The organism is Psychrobacter submarinus (assembly GCF_904846685.1).
Taxonomy (GTDB): Bacteria; Pseudomonadota; Gammaproteobacteria; order Pseudomonadales; family Moraxellaceae; genus Psychrobacter; species Psychrobacter submarinus.
The window spans coordinates 223,856-240,830 of sequence record NZ_CAJHBQ010000002.1 but is presented as its reverse complement, the minus strand read 5'-3'; the positions used below and the strand labels follow the sequence as shown (position 1 = coordinate 240,830).

General features: G+C 45.7%; 14 protein-coding genes. 6 read left to right on the top strand and 8 right to left on the bottom strand.

The window, feature by feature from the left end; all coding sequences use genetic code 11:
- The first annotated feature begins 181 nt into the window (after positions 1-181).
- The 3 genes from JMY03_RS07295 to JMY03_RS07285 all read left to right on the top strand — a co-directional run bounded on the left by JMY03_RS07295 (position 182) and on the right by JMY03_RS07285 (position 1,910).
- The gene (locus tag JMY03_RS07295; protein WP_201602535.1) at positions 182-646 is read left to right on the top strand and encodes a hypothetical protein; all 465 of its coding nucleotides are present in this window, start codon (positions 182-184) and stop codon (positions 644-646) included.
- A 184-nt stretch (positions 647-830) separates the two neighbouring features.
- Complete coding sequence (locus tag JMY03_RS07290; RefSeq protein ID WP_057758797.1) at positions 831-1,667, top strand: cation transporter; 837 nt, start codon at positions 831-833, stop codon at positions 1,665-1,667.
- A 99-nt stretch (positions 1,668-1,766) separates the two neighbouring features.
- The gene (locus tag JMY03_RS07285) at positions 1,767-1,910 is read left to right on the top strand and encodes a hypothetical protein (RefSeq protein ID WP_178377961.1); all 144 of its coding nucleotides are present in this window, start codon (positions 1,767-1,769) and stop codon (positions 1,908-1,910) included.
- 267 nt (positions 1,911-2,177) lie between these two features.
- Here the strand turns inward: JMY03_RS07285 and JMY03_RS07280 are convergent, their stop codons facing one another.
- The 4 genes from JMY03_RS07280 to JMY03_RS07265 form a co-directional block, all read right to left on the bottom strand.
- Positions 2,178-3,065 (bottom strand): SDR family NAD(P)-dependent oxidoreductase, encoded by an 888-nt coding sequence (locus tag JMY03_RS07280; RefSeq protein WP_201602533.1) that lies wholly within the window; start codon positions 3,063-3,065, stop codon positions 2,178-2,180.
- A 258-nt stretch (positions 3,066-3,323) separates the two neighbouring features.
- Positions 3,324-4,370: a tRNA dihydrouridine synthase DusB gene (gene dusB, locus JMY03_RS07275; RefSeq protein WP_084212653.1), complete on the bottom strand. Its 1,047-nt coding sequence runs from the start codon at positions 4,368-4,370 to the stop codon at positions 3,324-3,326.
- Positions 4,371-4,499: 129 nt separating this feature from the next.
- Positions 4,500-6,545 (bottom strand): BCCT family transporter, encoded by a 2,046-nt coding sequence (locus JMY03_RS07270; protein WP_201602531.1) that lies wholly within the window; start codon positions 6,543-6,545, stop codon positions 4,500-4,502.
- 344 nt (positions 6,546-6,889) lie between these two features.
- The gene (locus JMY03_RS07265) at positions 6,890-7,330 is read right to left on the bottom strand and encodes an HIT family protein (RefSeq protein ID WP_201602528.1); all 441 of its coding nucleotides are present in this window, start codon (positions 7,328-7,330) and stop codon (positions 6,890-6,892) included.
- Positions 7,331-7,567: 237 nt separating this feature from the next.
- On the opposite strand from JMY03_RS07265, the gene JMY03_RS07260 reads away from it, so the two are divergent.
- From JMY03_RS07260 to JMY03_RS07250, 3 genes are all read left to right on the top strand, one after another.
- Positions 7,568-8,365, top strand: coding sequence for a hypothetical protein (locus JMY03_RS07260; protein ID WP_201602525.1), 798 nt, complete (start codon positions 7,568-7,570; stop codon positions 8,363-8,365).
- Between the two features lie 134 nt (positions 8,366-8,499).
- Complete coding sequence (ilvD, locus tag JMY03_RS07255) at positions 8,500-10,386, top strand: dihydroxy-acid dehydratase (protein WP_025646656.1); 1,887 nt, start codon at positions 8,500-8,502, stop codon at positions 10,384-10,386.
- A gap of 246 nt (positions 10,387-10,632) precedes the next feature.
- Positions 10,633-11,883 carry a cation:proton antiporter gene (locus tag JMY03_RS07250; RefSeq protein ID WP_201602523.1) on the top strand — a complete coding sequence of 417 codons (1,251 nt, stop codon included), beginning with the start codon at positions 10,633-10,635 and terminating at the stop codon, positions 11,881-11,883.
- A gap of 11 nt (positions 11,884-11,894) precedes the next feature.
- On the opposite strand, the gene JMY03_RS07245 is transcribed toward JMY03_RS07250, so the two are convergent.
- The 4 genes from JMY03_RS07245 to JMY03_RS07230 form a co-directional block, all read right to left on the bottom strand.
- The gene (locus tag JMY03_RS07245; RefSeq protein ID WP_201602521.1) at positions 11,895-13,259 is read right to left on the bottom strand and encodes a serine hydrolase domain-containing protein; all 1,365 of its coding nucleotides are present in this window, start codon (positions 13,257-13,259) and stop codon (positions 11,895-11,897) included.
- 123 nt (positions 13,260-13,382) lie between these two features.
- Positions 13,383-13,898, bottom strand: coding sequence for a phosphatase domain-containing protein (locus JMY03_RS07240; protein WP_201602519.1), 516 nt, complete (start codon positions 13,896-13,898; stop codon positions 13,383-13,385).
- A 215-nt stretch (positions 13,899-14,113) separates the two neighbouring features.
- A complete protein-coding gene (locus tag JMY03_RS07235; protein WP_201602517.1) occupies positions 14,114-15,031 on the bottom strand; it encodes a MaoC family dehydratase in 918 nt (305 codons plus the stop codon).
- A gap of 209 nt (positions 15,032-15,240) precedes the next feature.
- The gene (locus JMY03_RS07230; protein ID WP_201602515.1) at positions 15,241-16,641 is read right to left on the bottom strand and encodes a 3-oxoacyl-ACP reductase; all 1,401 of its coding nucleotides are present in this window, start codon (positions 16,639-16,641) and stop codon (positions 15,241-15,243) included.
- Positions 16,642-16,975: the final 334 nt, after the last annotated feature.

Below are 16,975 nucleotides of genomic sequence, written 5' to 3'. Positions count from 1 at the left end.
CGCTCTTCATTTAACAGTCATTATGTTGCTTAAAAAGAGCGAGCTTTTATTTGCTGCAATCCGAATGGGTTGCAGCATTTTTTTTGAAGATTTGGGTAACGATTTGCTTGTCCCTTAGCGCTTTTAGAGTTGCTATAATAAACGCTATCTGACCAAATATTACTATCAAAAAAGGCTCCTTATGTTTAATCCAGACGCCAGCTCTCAAGCCATCCGTAAAAAACTGCCAAAGTCGGTCGTCATTATGATCGAAAAAGGTAATCTTGTCATGGCCATCAAGACGTTAGCCGCTGACGAGGGTATCAGTATGGACGCCGCTAAAGCGCGTATCGATGAATATGAAGCCGCCCTCAAAACCAAACAACACCAACAACTCACTTCTATCGCCAGTAAGCAAGGCATTCCAAATAGTGCTATTAGCTCAGATAGAGAGGTCGCTAATGAAGATACTGCGCCTCTACAAAAACAATGGGTGAAATCTACGCCTCCTGAATCAGGGTTTAAGAGCTTGCAGCGCGGTGTCGATAGTAAGCTCGATGATATCGGCTATAAAAAACCCCTACTGCCCTATTGGGCTAAACGCCTATTGATTATCGCTGTCGTGATGCTAGGGTTGTTTTGGATATTGTGGCGTATTTTTGGCTAGATGACAGTTTCGTGAGTCTGTTATAGGTGGTTGTTTAATAGTGGTCTGTTTTAAGTAGTCTTTAAATAGGTTTGAAGAGTGAATTAGCTGGTTCCCTTGGGGTATAGCTTTTGAAACCATTTTTCTTTATATTGTCACTTAGACAGCCTACTTTTTGAACCACCACCCGGATATAAATGTAACTATGAATAAAACAACTTTTAAAATATCGAAGATGGACTGCCCTTCGGAGGAAAACCTAATCCGAATGAAATTAGAGGGCCACTCGAATATTGAACATCTTGAGTTCGACATTCCTAACCGTCAATTAACTGTGTTTCATCATGACAATATAGAAGGGATAGAGACTGCTATTCATGACCTAAAATTAGGAGACACCCTACTCTCGACCGAAACCATTGACCCCTCTGATCCCAACAATAATTTTAAAATTGATGCTGACTCTAGTCACAAAAAAGATGCTGAGCAAAGAAAGCTACTATGGATAGTGCTGGTCATTAACTTTGCTTTCTTTATTATTGAAATGAGCACGGGACTGATTTCTCGTTCGATGGGGTTGGTCGCCGACAGCTTAGATATGTTAGCAGATAGCTTGGTGTACGGAATTAGCTTATTTGCGGTCGGTGGAACGGTCATTAAGAAAAAACGGATTGCTAGAATTGCCGGATATTTTCAAATTACGCTAGCGATTCTTGGTTTTTTAGAAGTACTAAGACGTTTCTTTGGCAATGAGCAGTTACCTGACTTTTCTACCATGATAGTCATATCGATTCTTGCGCTAATTGCAAACTTGATTTGCCTCTATTTACTACAAAAATCGAAAAGCAAAGAAGGAGAAGAAGCCCATATGCAAGCCAGTATGATTTTCACTTCAAACGATGTGATTATCAATTTAGGGGTAATTGTTGCAGGGATTTTGGTTAATTGGTTACACTCTAGTACGCCTGATTTGATTATTGGTAGCATCGTATTTGCTTTAGTTATTCAGGGCGCCTTTAGAATATTGAAGTTGAGTAAGTAGCCAAGCCTAATAACTGAAGCAAATAGCTCAAGTAAGTAGCTTAATTAAACCGCTAAGTGTAAAGTAACTGGGTTTGAAGCAAATAAACATCATAAGGATATGAGACCTCAAGCAATGATTGAACAAACTTTAAATCTAGTCACCACCAAAGACCATCAGCAAGTTGCCGTTTGGCGAATAATAGATGATGAAGTCTTTGATAAGAATCTGGGAGACCTTCCTAAATTTTGTGTAAGTATTTAATCTAAACGTCAGTTACACAGAATCTGGGATGGTCTCTTCAAGTCCTCACTAGCGCACCGATCATAGATAGAATATCTATGGTAAGTACACCAAGAAGTACACTGTGACTATTTAAGAAAGTCAAAATATTGATATCATTAGCTTATAGCCCAAGATTCAAGTCCTCACTAGGGAACCACTCGTTGTTCCCTTAACAAAACTGACGACAAACTAAAAAGGACGCTGAAGCATCCTTTTTATTCATACCAAGTCAACTAAAATGCTATTTTAATGATGCTCGCCTGGCAGGATTCTAGCAAAGGCGCGCTGCGCTAAAGTAGGCTTAGTATCTGTCGTTTGCGCGGCCGATGAGCTTGGGAAGATACGATAGCCGATAGACTGAATGCCAACGTTGATGGCTGGCGCTAGCGAATAAGTTGCAGAGGCAAACTTACCCATGCCGCTGGCGATACTATTGGGTTTTTTCACGATAGCTTTGGCTACCATCATAGCCGCCTCATTAGGCATCAGTGCTGGCATGTAGCGATATAGTTTGGTCGGTGCAATCATTGGTGTGCGTACTAGCGGCATAAAGATATTGGTAATGGTAATGTTATCGCCTTTGACCTCAGCAGCTAAGCAGCGACTAAAAGCATCTAGAGCAGATTTTGAGGCGACATAAGCGCCAAAACGTGGGCTATTGGCTAGTACACCAATCGAGGATATATTGACGATTTGACCGGTTTTTTGCTCTATCATGCCGGGTAAGAAAGCCAAGATAATCTTAACTGCGCCAAAGTAGTTAATATCCATCGTGCGCTCAAAATCATGAAAGCGATTGACTGACTCGTGAACGGAGCGGCGAATGGAGCGGCCTGCATTATTGACGAGTACGTCGATACTGTCGAAGTCTTCTTGGATGAGCTGACTGGTCTTTTCGATATCGTCCATGTCGGTCAAGTCACAAGGATAGTAGCTGGCCTTGCCGCCTAATACTTCGATATTTTCTTTGACGACCTTTAGCTTCTCTTCAGTACGGGCAAGTAAGATAACGTGTGCACCGCATTCACTAAGTAAAAAAGCCGTACGCTCACCGATGCCACTTGAAGCACCGGTGATGATGATATTTTTACCTTTGACGACTTTGCTAATTTTTTTCTTTGAAGGGTTTGCCATAAAACATCCTTGTTATTTAATTATTGTATATGTGACTGGCTGTATGTACAGCGTAACCTCGAGCAAAATATAGCCCCTACTCCTATAAAGACTACATAGCAAGACCTGCATCTTTGACTTTACTTGATTTGGAGAATATATACAATGGTCATCGAGACACTCTTAAGCGTAAAAGGTGCTTAGCGAGTATTTTGTCTAGTGACTTCATCTCAGCTTTGACGCTGCATACCCTTTGAGCAGAAAAATAAAGGCTTACTATCATTCGTGCGCTTGTAAGAACTCCTCCACTACTCGAAACTGTCCTGCTGTACTCTCCTCGCCATACATCGCTTGACGAAAGGCGTTAGAACTAGGAATACCTGTGGTGTACCAAGCGATATGTTTACGCGCGATACGGCATCCTGAATACTCACCATAAAAGTCATACAGCTCTTGCAAGTGCGCTAACACTATATCTTTGATCTCGCGGATAGTAGGCGCAGCTAACTGTTCACCGGTACGCAAGTAGTGCTCAATATCGCGAAACAGCCACGGCTGGCCTTGTGCGGCGCGGCCTATCATCACCGCATCACAGCCGGTCAGCTCATACACTTGTTGCGCTTTTTGCGCGCTATCGATATCGCCATTAGCAATCACCGGAATATTGATGCTGTCTTTGACCGCGCGGATAAGCTCATAACGGGCATTACCTGTGTACATATCCTCGCGCGTACGCCCATGAATGGCGATAGCCGCTATGCCTGCTTGCTCTGCGCGCTTGGCAACTCGCAAGATATTTTCACGGCCATTTTCAAAGCCCAAACGCGTCTTTAGCGTCACAGGCGCATCAACGGCATTTACCGCCGCATCAAGCAAACGCGCAACCAAATCCTCATCCTGCAATAGCGCCGATCCTGCAAGCTTACGGCAGACTTTTTTAGCCGGACAGCCCATATTGATGTCGATAATCTGGGCGCCGTTGTCGATCTGATAACGCGCCGCCTCAGCAAGTTTATCCGGCTCAGCGCCCGCTATCTGCGCTGATATTGGCGCAATCTCACCATCGAAATTGGCTCGGTATAAAGATTTTTTACGGGCATAGAGCGCGGTATCGGCGATGATCATTTCACTGACAGCATGCCCTGCGCCAAAAGATTTGCACAGTCTACGAAAAGGGTTGTCCGTCACGCCGGCCATGGGCGCGACCATCAGACGGTTTTCGATACTCAGACCACCGATATCAAGCGGCTGTAATAAGGGATGCTGAGCGGCAACTGGTGCTGAAGAATCAGCCATCGCAGAATTCGCAGAAGTATTTATAGACATAAAAAACGGCTTGATTTGCATAGAAAACAAGCCGTTATTCTAAGGGTTCGTACGCATATTGCAAGCCATTCACGTCAATCCTTTGCCGCTATGACTTTCAATATGACTTCCAAATAGGCGATGCGCCGCTTACTTATCAAACACACTGCCCTGCTCTAGGGTAATATCATCGTCATGCTCCTGCATACGCCAAGGCAAAATATCGGGCGAAACATTGACGAAATGCAGATATTTTTCAAACTGATCGATGATATCATTGATCACCGACTCTGGTTGATAACCATACAAGTCATAGGTTTGGCCACCGCGGCGCAGATAGACCTCGGCACGGTGATGGTGCTCTTGTGGCAGATTACCCGCCATATCTTCAGTATAATAGTCAGGAACTTCATGCTCTGATAGACGCACCTCGTACCAAAACTCGACATTATCACCGCGTTTTAGCTCTAGTACCGCTCGATTGTTTACCTCATCATAGTTAACCTCAGGCAACCAGCCTGTCTCGGCAAATTTCTCTGCAACCTCCTGCATCGATGACATCACCGTGCCCTTGATATAGCCGAGCACCTTTTCGCGCGTTGGCTGATTGGTAATATAATCAATACGATCACGCCATGCGTCTAATTTGAGCAGATGCGGTGGTAGATGGTTGTCAGTGGCCAGACTTTGATTACGATGCCCCTCGATACGTAGCGCACGCCACATACCAAATGTCGAAATTAAGATAATCACTGCAAAAGGCAAGGCACTGACGATAGCCGCTGTCTGCAGGGCGCTTAGGCCACCTGCGATCAGCAGCACCGACGCCACAGCACCTTCTGTAACTACCCAAAATGAGCGCTGCCACCACGGCGTATCACTACGACCACCGGCGGCGAGCGAGTCGATGACCAATGACCCTGAGTCTGATGACGTCACAAAAAAAGTAATAATCAGTAGGACGGTCAATGACGAGACAATTTGAGTAAAGGGTAAGTTTTCTAGCAACTTAAATAAAGCAATGGCTTGGTTGTTTTGTACCTCGCCGATCAGCGCCTCATAACCATCGACCATAATCATATGCAGCGCGGTATCCCCAAATACCGAAAACCAAAAGAAGGTAAACAGTGTTGGCACAAGCATCACGCCCAGCACAAACTCACGAATGGTACGGCCGCGACTGATTTTGGCGATAAATAGTCCGACAAAAGGTGCCCACGCGATCGTCCATGCAAAGATAAAGAGCGTCCAGCTACCGATCCAATCACTCGACTGATAGGCTTGTAGGCTAAAGGTGCGCTCAACGATATTGCCCAAATAACTGCCTGTATTTTCCATAAAGGCATTTAGGATAAATATCGACGGCCCAACCACAAACACAAACAGCATCAAAGCCGTGGCCAGCACCATGTTTAAGATAGACAGGCGTTTGACGCCCTTATCCATCCCAGCCAGTACAGACACCAGTGCTGCGGTGGTCACCAGCGCAATGATGATGACTTGTACGGTGGTGCTCACTGGAATCATATCGGGTAATAAGTAATTCAAGCCTGCATTAATCTGAGCCACAGACAGACCCAAACTGGTGGCGATACCAAACATGGTACCCAAAATCGCAAACACATCCACCGTATGTCCGATAGGCCCATGGATTTTGTCACCGATTAAGGGATAGAGGGTTGAGCGCACCGACAGCGGTAAGCCATGCCGAAAGGAAAAATACGCCAATGACAGCCCCACGACGCCGTATATCGCCCAAATATGAAACCCCCAATGAAAATAGGCAATCTGCATCGCCTCTTTGGCCGCCGCAATCGTCTGCGGCTCTGAGAGTGGTGGACTGGCAAAATGTAAGACCGGCTCGGCGACACCATAAAAGAGCAAGGCAATACCGTAACCTGCCGAAAACAGCATAGCAAACCATTCGAGAAACTGATATTCAGCCTCTGCATGGTCAGGGCCTAACTTGATACTGCCATAAGGCGAAAACGCCAACACGATGACAAACATCAAAAATATAGCAACTGCCAGCATATAAAACCAGCCGAACGTCTCGGTGGTAAATGCCAGGACGGCACTAAACAGCTCGCCGGCCGCCTCTGGATTGATAGCGGTACCAATCACCAATAGCAGCATGATAGCCGCCGCTGGGACAAAAACTGGCAACAAAATAGTGGAGCGAGGTAATTTACTCATAAAAGTGATATCCTCAAAAAGTGACAAAACCGACCAACCGTGCTTGTTAAAATATTTTTTGCATAAAATGTCTGTCTGATAAATGTTTGATACTACATTTTTGACTTCAGACATTGTACTGCTTATAGGCACTGGTCTGATGAATGGGTTTTAAAGACAAAACTGTTTAACCAACAGTCAGCCATTATGATATTTATCACACTCTTTTAAAAAACCCCAGACAATCTCTGTCTTTGTAACTCTACTTTAACGATTGTTACATGACTATTACCAAGCAACAAAAAAGGCAGCTTGTTAGCCGCCTTTAATATATAAAATATATCTGTTTGTCTGCAATTGCCATACTATCCTGCAATAACTGCGGCAAGCTGTTGCGCCAGATCTGCCAGCTCGCCTTGATCCGCTTGGGTGACGGCATGACGGCCTAGCTCATGAATACTCGATGGAATCAGATGGACATGATAATGAAACACTGTCTGCCCAGCTTGCGAACCATTTAGCTGCATTTGGATGATACCTTCGCGCTCAAACACTTGACGCTGCGCTTGCATGACTTTTTTGGCAGTCATCAGTACCGCTGCCGCATATTCTGGCTCCAAATCAGCCAAATCGATTGCTTTTTGTTTGGGAATGACCAGTACATGACCTTTGGCCTGTGGCATGATATCCATGAACGCTAGCGTTTTATCATCTTCATACACCTTATGATAAGGAATATCACCATTAAGCATTTTGGCGAAGATATTACTGTCATCGTAGCGGCTAGGTTGATTGTTTTGACTCATAGTCTATATCCTTAATAGTAATTTTTAGTTCTAAATATTTTGAAAACGTCGATCCAAATACAAAAGAAGTCTGCAATATAGTGAGCGAAATAGCAAGAGAGCATAAATAATGACTGACAGCTTTTTAGATAGAGTAAAGAGTTATAACCAATCTTTTGCCTTGTCACTCCACTAATTTATTAACGTTTTCTAGCTATCAATGTTATATTAAACCTCTACTCTGATAACACAACTGTTATGGATTTAACTGCCTTGCCGACTCAATCAGCGACGAATATGACTACTGATCAAAATACTCCCTTAAACTCCTCAAACTTAGCGTCATCAGATAACATGACATCTACTGCTAAGGCTGAAGATGGTACGTCACAAAAGCAAGCAAACGTCATTGACCCTAATGCGATTATCTTGGCACAAGCGCTCACGGATACTGCTACTAGCTGGCGCATTCATAACTGCAAAATCAGCGAAAAAACCGTTAGTCAGGAGTTGCCGCTGCAATTCTTATATCACTATGATAGCCTTGATGATGCTATTAAACAGGCCCATCCTTTGACGCCAAAGCTGCTGGCACAGTTTAATACTCTGATGAGTGCTAAAGAAGCGGCAGCAGCTTTGGGCATCAGCGCCGATTTGATAGCGACGCCTTGGCATGTCAAAGTGATCGGCTCGTTAGTAGTCTTTAGTGAAGCGCTGCAATTAGCAGTGCGGCTACATTGGACCAATACAGCCAAAACGACTGAGCAAATTTACACCCAAAACAAAGCTGATGCGGTGATTGCTGCCTTTAAAGATTGGCAGTTTTTTGGCCGCGTTGATGTGCTCTACAAAAACGACAAACAAGCTTTAATCAGCATCGATGAGTATAGTATCGATAAAGATAGCAGTGTCGATGATTGGGTGCTGACGATTGCTGCGGGCAATGACTACCAACTGTTACCCGCTACCCACGCTCTAAGCATCCTCTCAAAACTTGAAGAGCACAAACCTAAGCTGCCTTGGTTTGAGGCGGCTATACTAGAACGCATTGAGTAGCGTTAGCCACTGATTATGTGCCGCGCGCTATCTGGCACTCTGCTATTGATATCAATACAAATTATCACTGTTACATTCTAACGATGGCATCAAAAAACAAACGTACCCTTTATTAGATTAGTAAGGAATAACACATGGATTATCGCTCAAAAACCTCTACTGGTGGCCGCAATATGGCAGGCGCACGAGCGTTATGGCGCGCAACGGGGATGACGGATGGCGACTTTGGTAAGCCTATCATCGCTATTGCCAACTCTTTTACGCAGTTCGTACCCGGTCACGTCCATCTAAAAGATCTTGGCCAATTGGTCGCACGTGAGATCGAGCGCGCAGGCGGCGTGGCAAAAGAGTTCAATACTATCGCGGTGGATGACGGTATTGCGATGGGTCACAGCGGTATGCTCTACTCGTTGCCGAGCCGTGATTTGATAGCGGACTCTGTGGAGTATATGGTCAACGCTCACTGCGCTGATGCGTTGGTCTGTATCTCTAACTGTGACAAAATCACGCCCGGTATGCTGATGGCAGCGATGCGTCTCAATATTCCTGTAGTCTTCGTTTCAGGCGGCCCAATGGAAGCGGGTAAAGTCGTCGCTAGTACCGTCGGCAAAAGCCATAATAATGAAGACTCGCAAGGTAGCGCTATTCGCAAATTAGATCTAGTCGACGCAATGATGGACGCCGCTGACGATACCATCAGCGATGAAGATGTACGAGAGATCGAAGTCTCTGCTTGTCCAACTTGTGGCTCGTGCTCAGGGATGTTCACCGCAAACTCCATGAACTGTCTGACCGAAGCGCTAGGTCTATCGCTGCCGGGTAATGGCTCACTGCTTGCCACACATGCGCTACGCCGTGAGCTATTTTTAGAAGCAGGTCGTACTATCGTCGATTTGGCGAAACGCCGTTATGAGCAAGATGATGATTCGGTACTACCGCGCTCTATCGCTAGCAAAGCGGCGTTTGAAAACGCTATGAGCCTCGATATCGCAATGGGCGGCTCAACCAACACTATCTTGCATCTGCTCGCTGCGGCAAATGAAGCAGAAATTGACTTTAAGATGGCTGATATCGATAGACTCAGCCGCCGTGTGCCTTGCCTATCAAAAGTCGCGCCTGCCACGCAAAAGTACCACATGGAAGATGTACACCGCGCAGGCGGGGTTATGGCACTACTAGCAGAGCTAGATAGAGCTGGCTTATTGAGCACAGAGGTGCCTACCATTCATAGCCCATCAATGCGCGCAGCTCTTGATAAATGGGATATCATGAATCCTGATAATACTGAAGCGCGGGCGCGTTATATAGCAGCTCCTGGCGGCGTGCGTACGACAGAAGCGTTTTCGCAAGATAAAGAATGGCCTAACCTCGATGTCAACCGCGAGTCAGGCTGTATCCGCAGTGCTAAGCATGCTTACTCAGAAGATGGCGGTCTTGCTGTGCTCTACGGCAATATCGCCGAGCGAGGCTGCGTGGTCAAAACCGCAGGCGTCGATGAGAGTATCTTAGTATTCACCGGTCGCGCGCGTCTGTTTGAGTCGCAAGATGCGGCTGTCGAGGCGGTATTATCCGATGAGATCGTAGCAGGTGACGTGGTTATTATTCGTTATGAAGGGCCTAAAGGCGGTCCTGGCATGCAAGAGATGCTCTATCCGACCACTTATTTGAAGTCTAAAGGCTTAGGTAAAGAGTGCGCTTTACTCACCGATGGCCGCTTCTCTGGCGGTACGTCAGGATTATCTATCGGCCACGCCAGCCCAGAAGCCGCTGAGGGCGGCGCTATTGGCTTAGTGGTCGAGGGCGATACGATTCACATTGATATCCCCAACCGTACTATCAATATGGATGTGAGCGATGCGGATTTAGCAGCGCGCCGCGAAGAGATGGAAGCACGCGGCCGCGACGCATGGAAGCCCGTTGATCGCGCCCGTCACGTCTCCCCTGCTCTACGTGCTTATGCGGCGATGACGACGAGCGCTGATACTGGCGCGGTACGTGATGTCAGTCAAGTGGAGCGCTAATCGCTTACTTATAAATACGCTATCGCCTCAAAAGTCAGCCTAAGTGCTGGCTTTTTTGTTGTCTATATAAGCTGGCTTATTATCAGTAGCCGCTGTTTGCTCTACGCGCTATTACCAAAAACCAACGTATTTTTTAAAGTGATAACGTTTTTTTGCGGAAATGTTTAGCCTTTTTCTACATGATAAGTAACGATTCAGCCCATTTAGATACTGGCGAATACTAACTTGTAGGCATACGCAACTTTTATGATCGAAAATTATAACTATATTCTGTTGATAGGCGGCGTCGCGTTTTTACTAGGGGCTATCTTTCCTATTATCTCCAAACGCGTCCCTATCTCGTTGCCTATGCTGCAAGTCGGCTTTGGGATGATCGTTGGCTATTTTTGGCTAACGTTATCTTTTTTGAACCCTTTAGACAATGGCCTCCTCATCGAAAAGGTGACTGAGATTGTGGTATTGGTGTCTTTAGTTGGCGCAGGTATCAAGATAGACACTGAGCTGGCTTGGGACTTATGGCGTCCTACGCTGCGCTTATTACTGGTCACTATGCCGATCTGTATTTTTGCTATGGCAGTACTCGGCTATTACACGTTTGGACTGACTATAGGCGCAGCGATATTATTGGGCGCAGTGCTCGCTCCAACGGACCCGGTGTTAGCGTCTAGTATTCAAGTAGGGCCACCAAATAGCGGCGGTGAGGATACCCCGCGCTTCACTTTGACTTCAGAGGCTGGTCTCAATGATGGTCTTGCTTTTCCCTTTGTTTATTTAGCGATTAATATTGCTGAGGCCTACAATGATGGTCAGCGCATTACTGGGGATCTGTTGTGGTCGTGGTTTACTTATGAGGTACTATGGAAGATATTAGCCGGCGTTGTCGTCGGTATCTTAGTAGGTAAACTCTTAGCAAAAGTTGTTTTTTCGAAGCCTTCTGATGAGACCAATATCTCGCAGGGCTACACTGTTATTGCGTTAACCTTGCTGTCTTATGGGGTAGCAGAATACGTGCATAGTTATGGTTTTATCGCGGTATTTATCGCCGCCTTTGCTTTTCGCCGCTCAGAACATGAACACTCATACCATCAAAAGCTACACGACTTTGCAGAGCAATCTGAGGGCCTGCTGATGTCAGTGATCTTGGTAGCTTTTGGTATGCTTATTGGTCAATGGCTACATTCTGACATTGAGCTGACGTGGTCGGTGTACCTTGTCAGCTTGGCCTTCTTGTTTCTCATACGTCCCATCGGCGGCGTTATAGGACTCACTGGGCTGAATATGCATCATACCGAAAAGTATGCTATCTCTGCGCTTGGTATTCGCGGTATTGGTACACTGTACTATCTATCCTATGCGCTTAATAAAGATCTATTTAGCGAAGCTGATGCCACTAAGCTTTGGATAGTTTGCATCATTGTCATCTTGATCTCTATCTTCATTCATGGGCTAAGCGCGCCGTCACTATTGAATATGACACCAGATAAATCACGCCGGTAAAGACTGTGTGCTTAATCCTGCGTATCAATCATCTTTATCACTGCTTCGGTCAGCGCAAATTGACGAATATCATTTAGCATTGTGACATCGAAGTTATGAATAAAAGCAAAAGACAACTGCCGCGACGGCTCACACCAAGCCACTGAACCGTTATAACCCATATGACCAAACCCTTGCTCAGTGCTTGGAGTCACGCTATCATCGCTACTTTGACATATACTAAAGAGCTTATGATAACCCAAGCGCCAATTCATCGAAGCAGGCATCACTGCATCCATCCCTATCACTTGCGGCTGAGACAGCTGTGCAAACGTCTCTGCATCTATCAAAGTTTTACCTTGCCATACGCCGCCATTAGCGAGCATCCCGTAGATAGTGGCGAGAGCTTGCGCTGAAGCGACGCCATTGGCTGCAGGTATAACCGCTTGCAGCGTTTGTGCGTCATAGTAATCGATAGGCTGCTTACTTGCTGGCACTAGTGCGGCGCGGTAATTGCTGGCATTAATAGCGCTATGATCGAAGTATAGACGGTTGATTTTCGTAGCGGTCAATGACGTAACGTGCTGTTTTTTATCAGCTGGTGATATAGACTTTTTCTCGTCAGCCAGTTGTTGCCAACACTCATAGCTTGGCAGCTGCCTATAAGCCGCTAACGTCTGCTCCGACTCCGCTTTTAGTACTGGCTTATGGCGTCTTGTTGGCAGTGACCGATTCTCTGACGCAGTATTGATAAAGTCTTTCGCTAATTTAGCGACCTTATCGACTTGATCTGCAGGCACGCCAAAATAGCAGCTGCCCGCGATGCCTAAAGGCTCAGTCAGATACTTGCCTAGCGCGGCAGCTAGCGTCATATCAGTCGCTTTTTCTATCAAGCCGCCTAGTATCCATCCATATACCAGCGCGCTATAGGCACTAACAAACTGATCAGCAGCATCAATCTCATTGATCGGCATTGCCGCCACTTCTTCAAGCATTCTCGGCCAGTTTAATAAAGTCGCGTTATCCACATCGATAGCACTAATGGCGAACAAACTGGCTTGATGCGACATCAGCTTGCGTAGCGTAATCTTTGCTTTCCCATTAGCCGCAAACTCAGGCCAATAGCTGGCAATCGGCTCGTCATAAGCCAGCATACCCTCAGAGACCAAAACGTGCGCTAGCGTCGCCAGTACGCCTTTACCCGTAGAAAAATTAAGCGCTAAAGTATCTGCTTGCCACTTATCATTGCTTTGTGCTTGGCCTATGCTAGCAGCAGCTACGAACTCGCCTGCCTGATAAACCACTACCGAGCCACCTGCTGGCGCGTCCTCTAGCTGCAAATCATTGAGTAAGCGTTGCAGTTTTTGTTGCAGCTCGTTATTGACACTCTTGCTCATCGTTATTTCTTCCTTAAAATTATGCTAATAAAATTACTTAGTTATAAATAAACAGGCGACTTATATAATATAGGTCGCCTGTTTATTTATAACGTCTATGTGCCTGCTAGCAACTGTTATCGCTTAACGCGGTACTAGTAGCCGATTATAAGTTTCTTGCTCAAGCTTCTCAGTGAGTCCATGGCTATGACCACGCTCCATAGCAGTATCCATCTTCCGGCCACGTAACCAGCCTGCACGTAGGGCAACAGCTGCGCCTACTCTGCTGCCGGAGCCGCAGTGCATGACGGTTTTTTTGCCGTGATGTTGACGCAAAATATTATCAAAGGCTAAGATGTTGAGCTGCTTGAGATCAGCGGCGCTAGCGATAGGCAAATGCTCGTAAGCCATGCCAGCTTGTTGAACGGCTTTGGCCTCATCGAAGGCCAGCTCTTCATCGGCTTGTAAGTTGATGACGAGCTCCACGCCTGCCTGCGCAAGAGCGCTCACTTTTTGTTCATCAAGCGCTCCGCACACGATAGTCTGCTCAGCAGGTCGAAAATAAGGCGACAGCGCCTCGGTGAGGACGACGCCATTATCAGAGTCGTAGCGAGTATCTGCATCTTGTGATGGTGTCGATTGAGTTGTATTTTGGCTCATAATGATAAAAGAAGATAAGTAGTAAGTGAATAATTAAGAATGGCTGAGTTAGCTGTCTTGGCGCTGAACAGTGGTATGTTTAGTGCGGTAACCCGATAAAATACTGAGCGTATTTAGTGCCGAAATTAAAGCAATTTAACGCTGATAGCGAATATCTATCAGCGTTACTTACTCAAATGTGAGTTACTTCAATATAAATAAAACGGTGCTGTTTATTACTGCGAGTTTTCTATTAACTTGACGACGCCAGCTAAGTGCGGCTTGTCATTTTTGGCACTATATAGGCCAAAATTACAACGATCATCGCTACTTTCGAGTTGATCGACAGGTTCAGCGATGAGCTCTACTTCTGAAGGCAAGAAGATAGGCAACTTAAAAGACACCTCAGCGCTATAAGCATCCGGCAGATCATTCATCAGCGCTAAGCACTTTGCTTTTGACCACATGCCATGCGCGATAGCTTTTGGAAAACCAAATGCTTTTGCTGATAAAGGATGCAGATGAATCAAATTAAAATCACCTGAGATAAAAGCATAACGGCGACCGATATCCTCTGGCACCTCAAACACTTTATGCACCCCTTTTTCATTAACCATAGGCTTTACGGTCACTGGGCGCGGTTTACTTCTCTCAATGCTATTGGCTTTAGGTTTTTTACCGCGAGCCAAATAAGTAGACGTACCCTCCCAAATGATGTTTTCTTGCGATTTTACCGTCGTCACAAAATCAAACTGCTGACCTTGCGCATGATCACGCAAATTGGCAAAACTCACTGACAAGGTCACCGTCTCACGCTCACCGATAGGACGGTGCTGAGTCACTACGTTATCAACGTGTACTAACCCTAGCATCGGAAATGGGAATGGCTCTTTGACCATCATATTCATCTGCAGGGTCTGTGATAGCACCGCAAAATAAGTAATCGGCACCTTGCCGTTGTCACTAAAGCCGCAAATTTTACGATAATCATCCAAGTTGCTTTGATCAATATGTAAATCGTCTACAGTATAAGTAGCTGATGGCAATGCATCTTTACTAACTTTAGTGTTATCACCGATTGGCAGTAAGCTTTTGATGATATTGGCATATGTGGTATGCGCTTTTGGCAGGGCATCATAATGGGTATCTGACATAAATCTATCCTAGGTAGGGCTTAGCAAACTTTTAATAAAACGAATGAGCTGACGGTTTAAGTCTTATAGCTATCTATTCCTGTGTTTTTATCATAAAAAAGCCACCCTCGGGCAGCTTTCTTAACAATTATTAGTATTTTTTTCGTAAGTATATGTGAGCTGACTCAAATTATCTTAATAAAATCAGTAGCTTGCATAAAATCTGTATATTAAGCGCCTAACATGCTTTGACCACAGACGCGTACCGTATTACCGTTCAAGCCGCCAGAGGCAGGAGACGCCAGCCAAGCGATGGTTTCTGCCACATCGACAGGTAATCCGCCTTGGCTCATAGAGTTCATACGGCGACCTGCTTCACGAATAGCGAACGGGATAGCTTCTGTCATTTGTGTTTCAATAAAGCCTGGGGCAACCGCATTGATGGTCATGCCTTTGCCCTCATTAGCCAACTGTCTGGCAGTTGCATCGACTAAACCGATAACACCTGCTTTTGAAGTCGCATAGTTAGTCTGACCTAAGTTACCGGCGATACCTGAGATTGAAGAGACGCAGACGATACGCGCATCATCTTTTAGCACTTGTTTTTCAAGTAAGTACTTATTGAGCTCAGCTACGCTATTTAGGTTGATATCGATAACCATATCCCATTTTTTCTCATCCATATTGGCAAGCGTCTTATCACGCGTCACACCAGCATTATGGATAATAGCGTCAAGGCCACCGCGCTTTTGCGCAGCATCAGCGATCTGTTCGCCTGCATCGGCGCTAGTGATATCTACAGTCAAGGTCGAGCCGCTGATTTCACTAGCGACATTTTGTAGGTCCGCTTGTTGCTGCGGCACATCTAAACAAATCACATGCGCGCCTTCGCGAGCTAATACCCGTGCGATAGCTTCGCCAATACCGCGACTTGCGCCAGTGACGAGCATCGTTTTGCCCGCAAGCGGCTGTGACCAATCGATATCGATGGTGTTACCTGCGCCAACACGGACAACTTGACCTGAAACATAAGCGGAGCGAGCTGAGGTAAAGAAGCGCAGCGCTGAATCTAGATTCTTCTCACTACCTTTAGACACATAAATGAGCTGTGCGGTGATACCGCGTTTGAACTCTTTACCCACTGATTTCACAAAGCCCTCAAGCGAGCGCTGAGCAAGTGCGGTTTGCACATCGTCGATATCTTCAGGCGGGCGACCAATGATGACCACGCGGCCAGACTTTTCAACGCTACGCGCGACTTGATGAAAAAACTCATACACTTGCTTGAGCTGATCGGCGTTACTGATATTGCTTGCATCAAATAGTAAGACTTTAAACTTATCTTTGCTGCCTGTACTGGCTTTGGCTTCGATACCTGCCTCTATCAACGCATCTTTGGCGTCATCACGGCTATTGACATAAACCTCAGCATGCAAGTCAGATAAGATACGCGCAACTGAGTTACTGACACTCATGTCATCGCCTTCGGCACGGCCAACTAAGACGCTACCACGTACCAAACGTTGACCGCTCTCAAAACGATCTAGACTTACCGGCTGCGGCAACCCTAAGTTTTTGGCTACTTTTTTGCCAATTGAAGACTGTACAAAATCACCATAACGGTCTGACATAAAATACTCCTGTATATAAAGATAAAAATAGAGTCTAAAAAACAATACCTATTATAAAGACTCACTTGGGCGATGATTATAAGTGTTTAGTAATTCCGGCTATACAGCTTTTGGCCACAATAAGCCTACTATAGAGTTTGACCAATTTGTCATCGCTAACGTTAGCGCTTGTCGACCGTAACCCTATTTATTAATAACCGTCTTAAACCGCTTTTAACTCGTCTTACCAAAGCGTCTAAAGCGTCTAAAGCGTCTAAAGCGTCTAAAGCGTCTATAGTAACGAATTACCAGCCCCATCTGCAAACCAGATAAAAGTCAATAGACCGCCGCAAGC

What these genes read in the sequence shown, in the direction of transcription:
- JMY03_RS07240 (WP_201602519.1), bottom strand. Translation starts at nt 13,898, where the DNA reads ATGAGCCAAAATACAACTCAATCGACACCATCACAAGATGCAGATACT.
- JMY03_RS07295 (WP_201602535.1), top strand. Translation starts at nt 182, where the DNA reads ATGTTTAATCCAGACGCCAGCTCTCAAGCCATCCGTAAAAAACTGCCA.
- JMY03_RS07280 (WP_201602533.1), bottom strand. Translation starts at nt 3,065, where the DNA reads ATGGCAAACCCTTCAAAGAAAAAAATTAGCAAAGTCGTCAAAGGTAAA.
- JMY03_RS07260 (WP_201602525.1), top strand. Translation starts at nt 7,568, where the DNA reads ATGGATTTAACTGCCTTGCCGACTCAATCAGCGACGAATATGACTACT.
- JMY03_RS07245 (WP_201602521.1), bottom strand. Translation starts at nt 13,259, where the DNA reads ATGAGCAAGAGTGTCAATAACGAGCTGCAACAAAAACTGCAACGCTTA.
- dusB (WP_084212653.1), bottom strand. Translation starts at nt 4,370, where the DNA reads ATGTCTATAAATACTTCTGCGAATTCTGCGATGGCTGATTCTTCAGCA.
- JMY03_RS07290 (WP_057758797.1), top strand. Translation starts at nt 831, where the DNA reads ATGAATAAAACAACTTTTAAAATATCGAAGATGGACTGCCCTTCGGAG.
- JMY03_RS07235 (WP_201602517.1), bottom strand. Translation starts at nt 15,031, where the DNA reads ATGTCAGATACCCATTATGATGCCCTGCCAAAAGCGCATACCACATAT.
- JMY03_RS07285 (WP_178377961.1), top strand. Translation starts at nt 1,767, where the DNA reads ATGAGACCTCAAGCAATGATTGAACAAACTTTAAATCTAGTCACCACC.
- JMY03_RS07230 (WP_201602515.1), bottom strand. Translation starts at nt 16,641, where the DNA reads ATGTCAGACCGTTATGGTGATTTTGTACAGTCTTCAATTGGCAAAAAA.
- ilvD (WP_025646656.1), top strand. Translation starts at nt 8,500, where the DNA reads ATGGATTATCGCTCAAAAACCTCTACTGGTGGCCGCAATATGGCAGGC.
- JMY03_RS07250 (WP_201602523.1), top strand. Translation starts at nt 10,633, where the DNA reads ATGATCGAAAATTATAACTATATTCTGTTGATAGGCGGCGTCGCGTTT.
- JMY03_RS07265 (WP_201602528.1), bottom strand. Translation starts at nt 7,330, where the DNA reads ATGAGTCAAAACAATCAACCTAGCCGCTACGATGACAGTAATATCTTC.
- JMY03_RS07270 (WP_201602531.1), bottom strand. Translation starts at nt 6,545, where the DNA reads ATGAGTAAATTACCTCGCTCCACTATTTTGTTGCCAGTTTTTGTCCCA.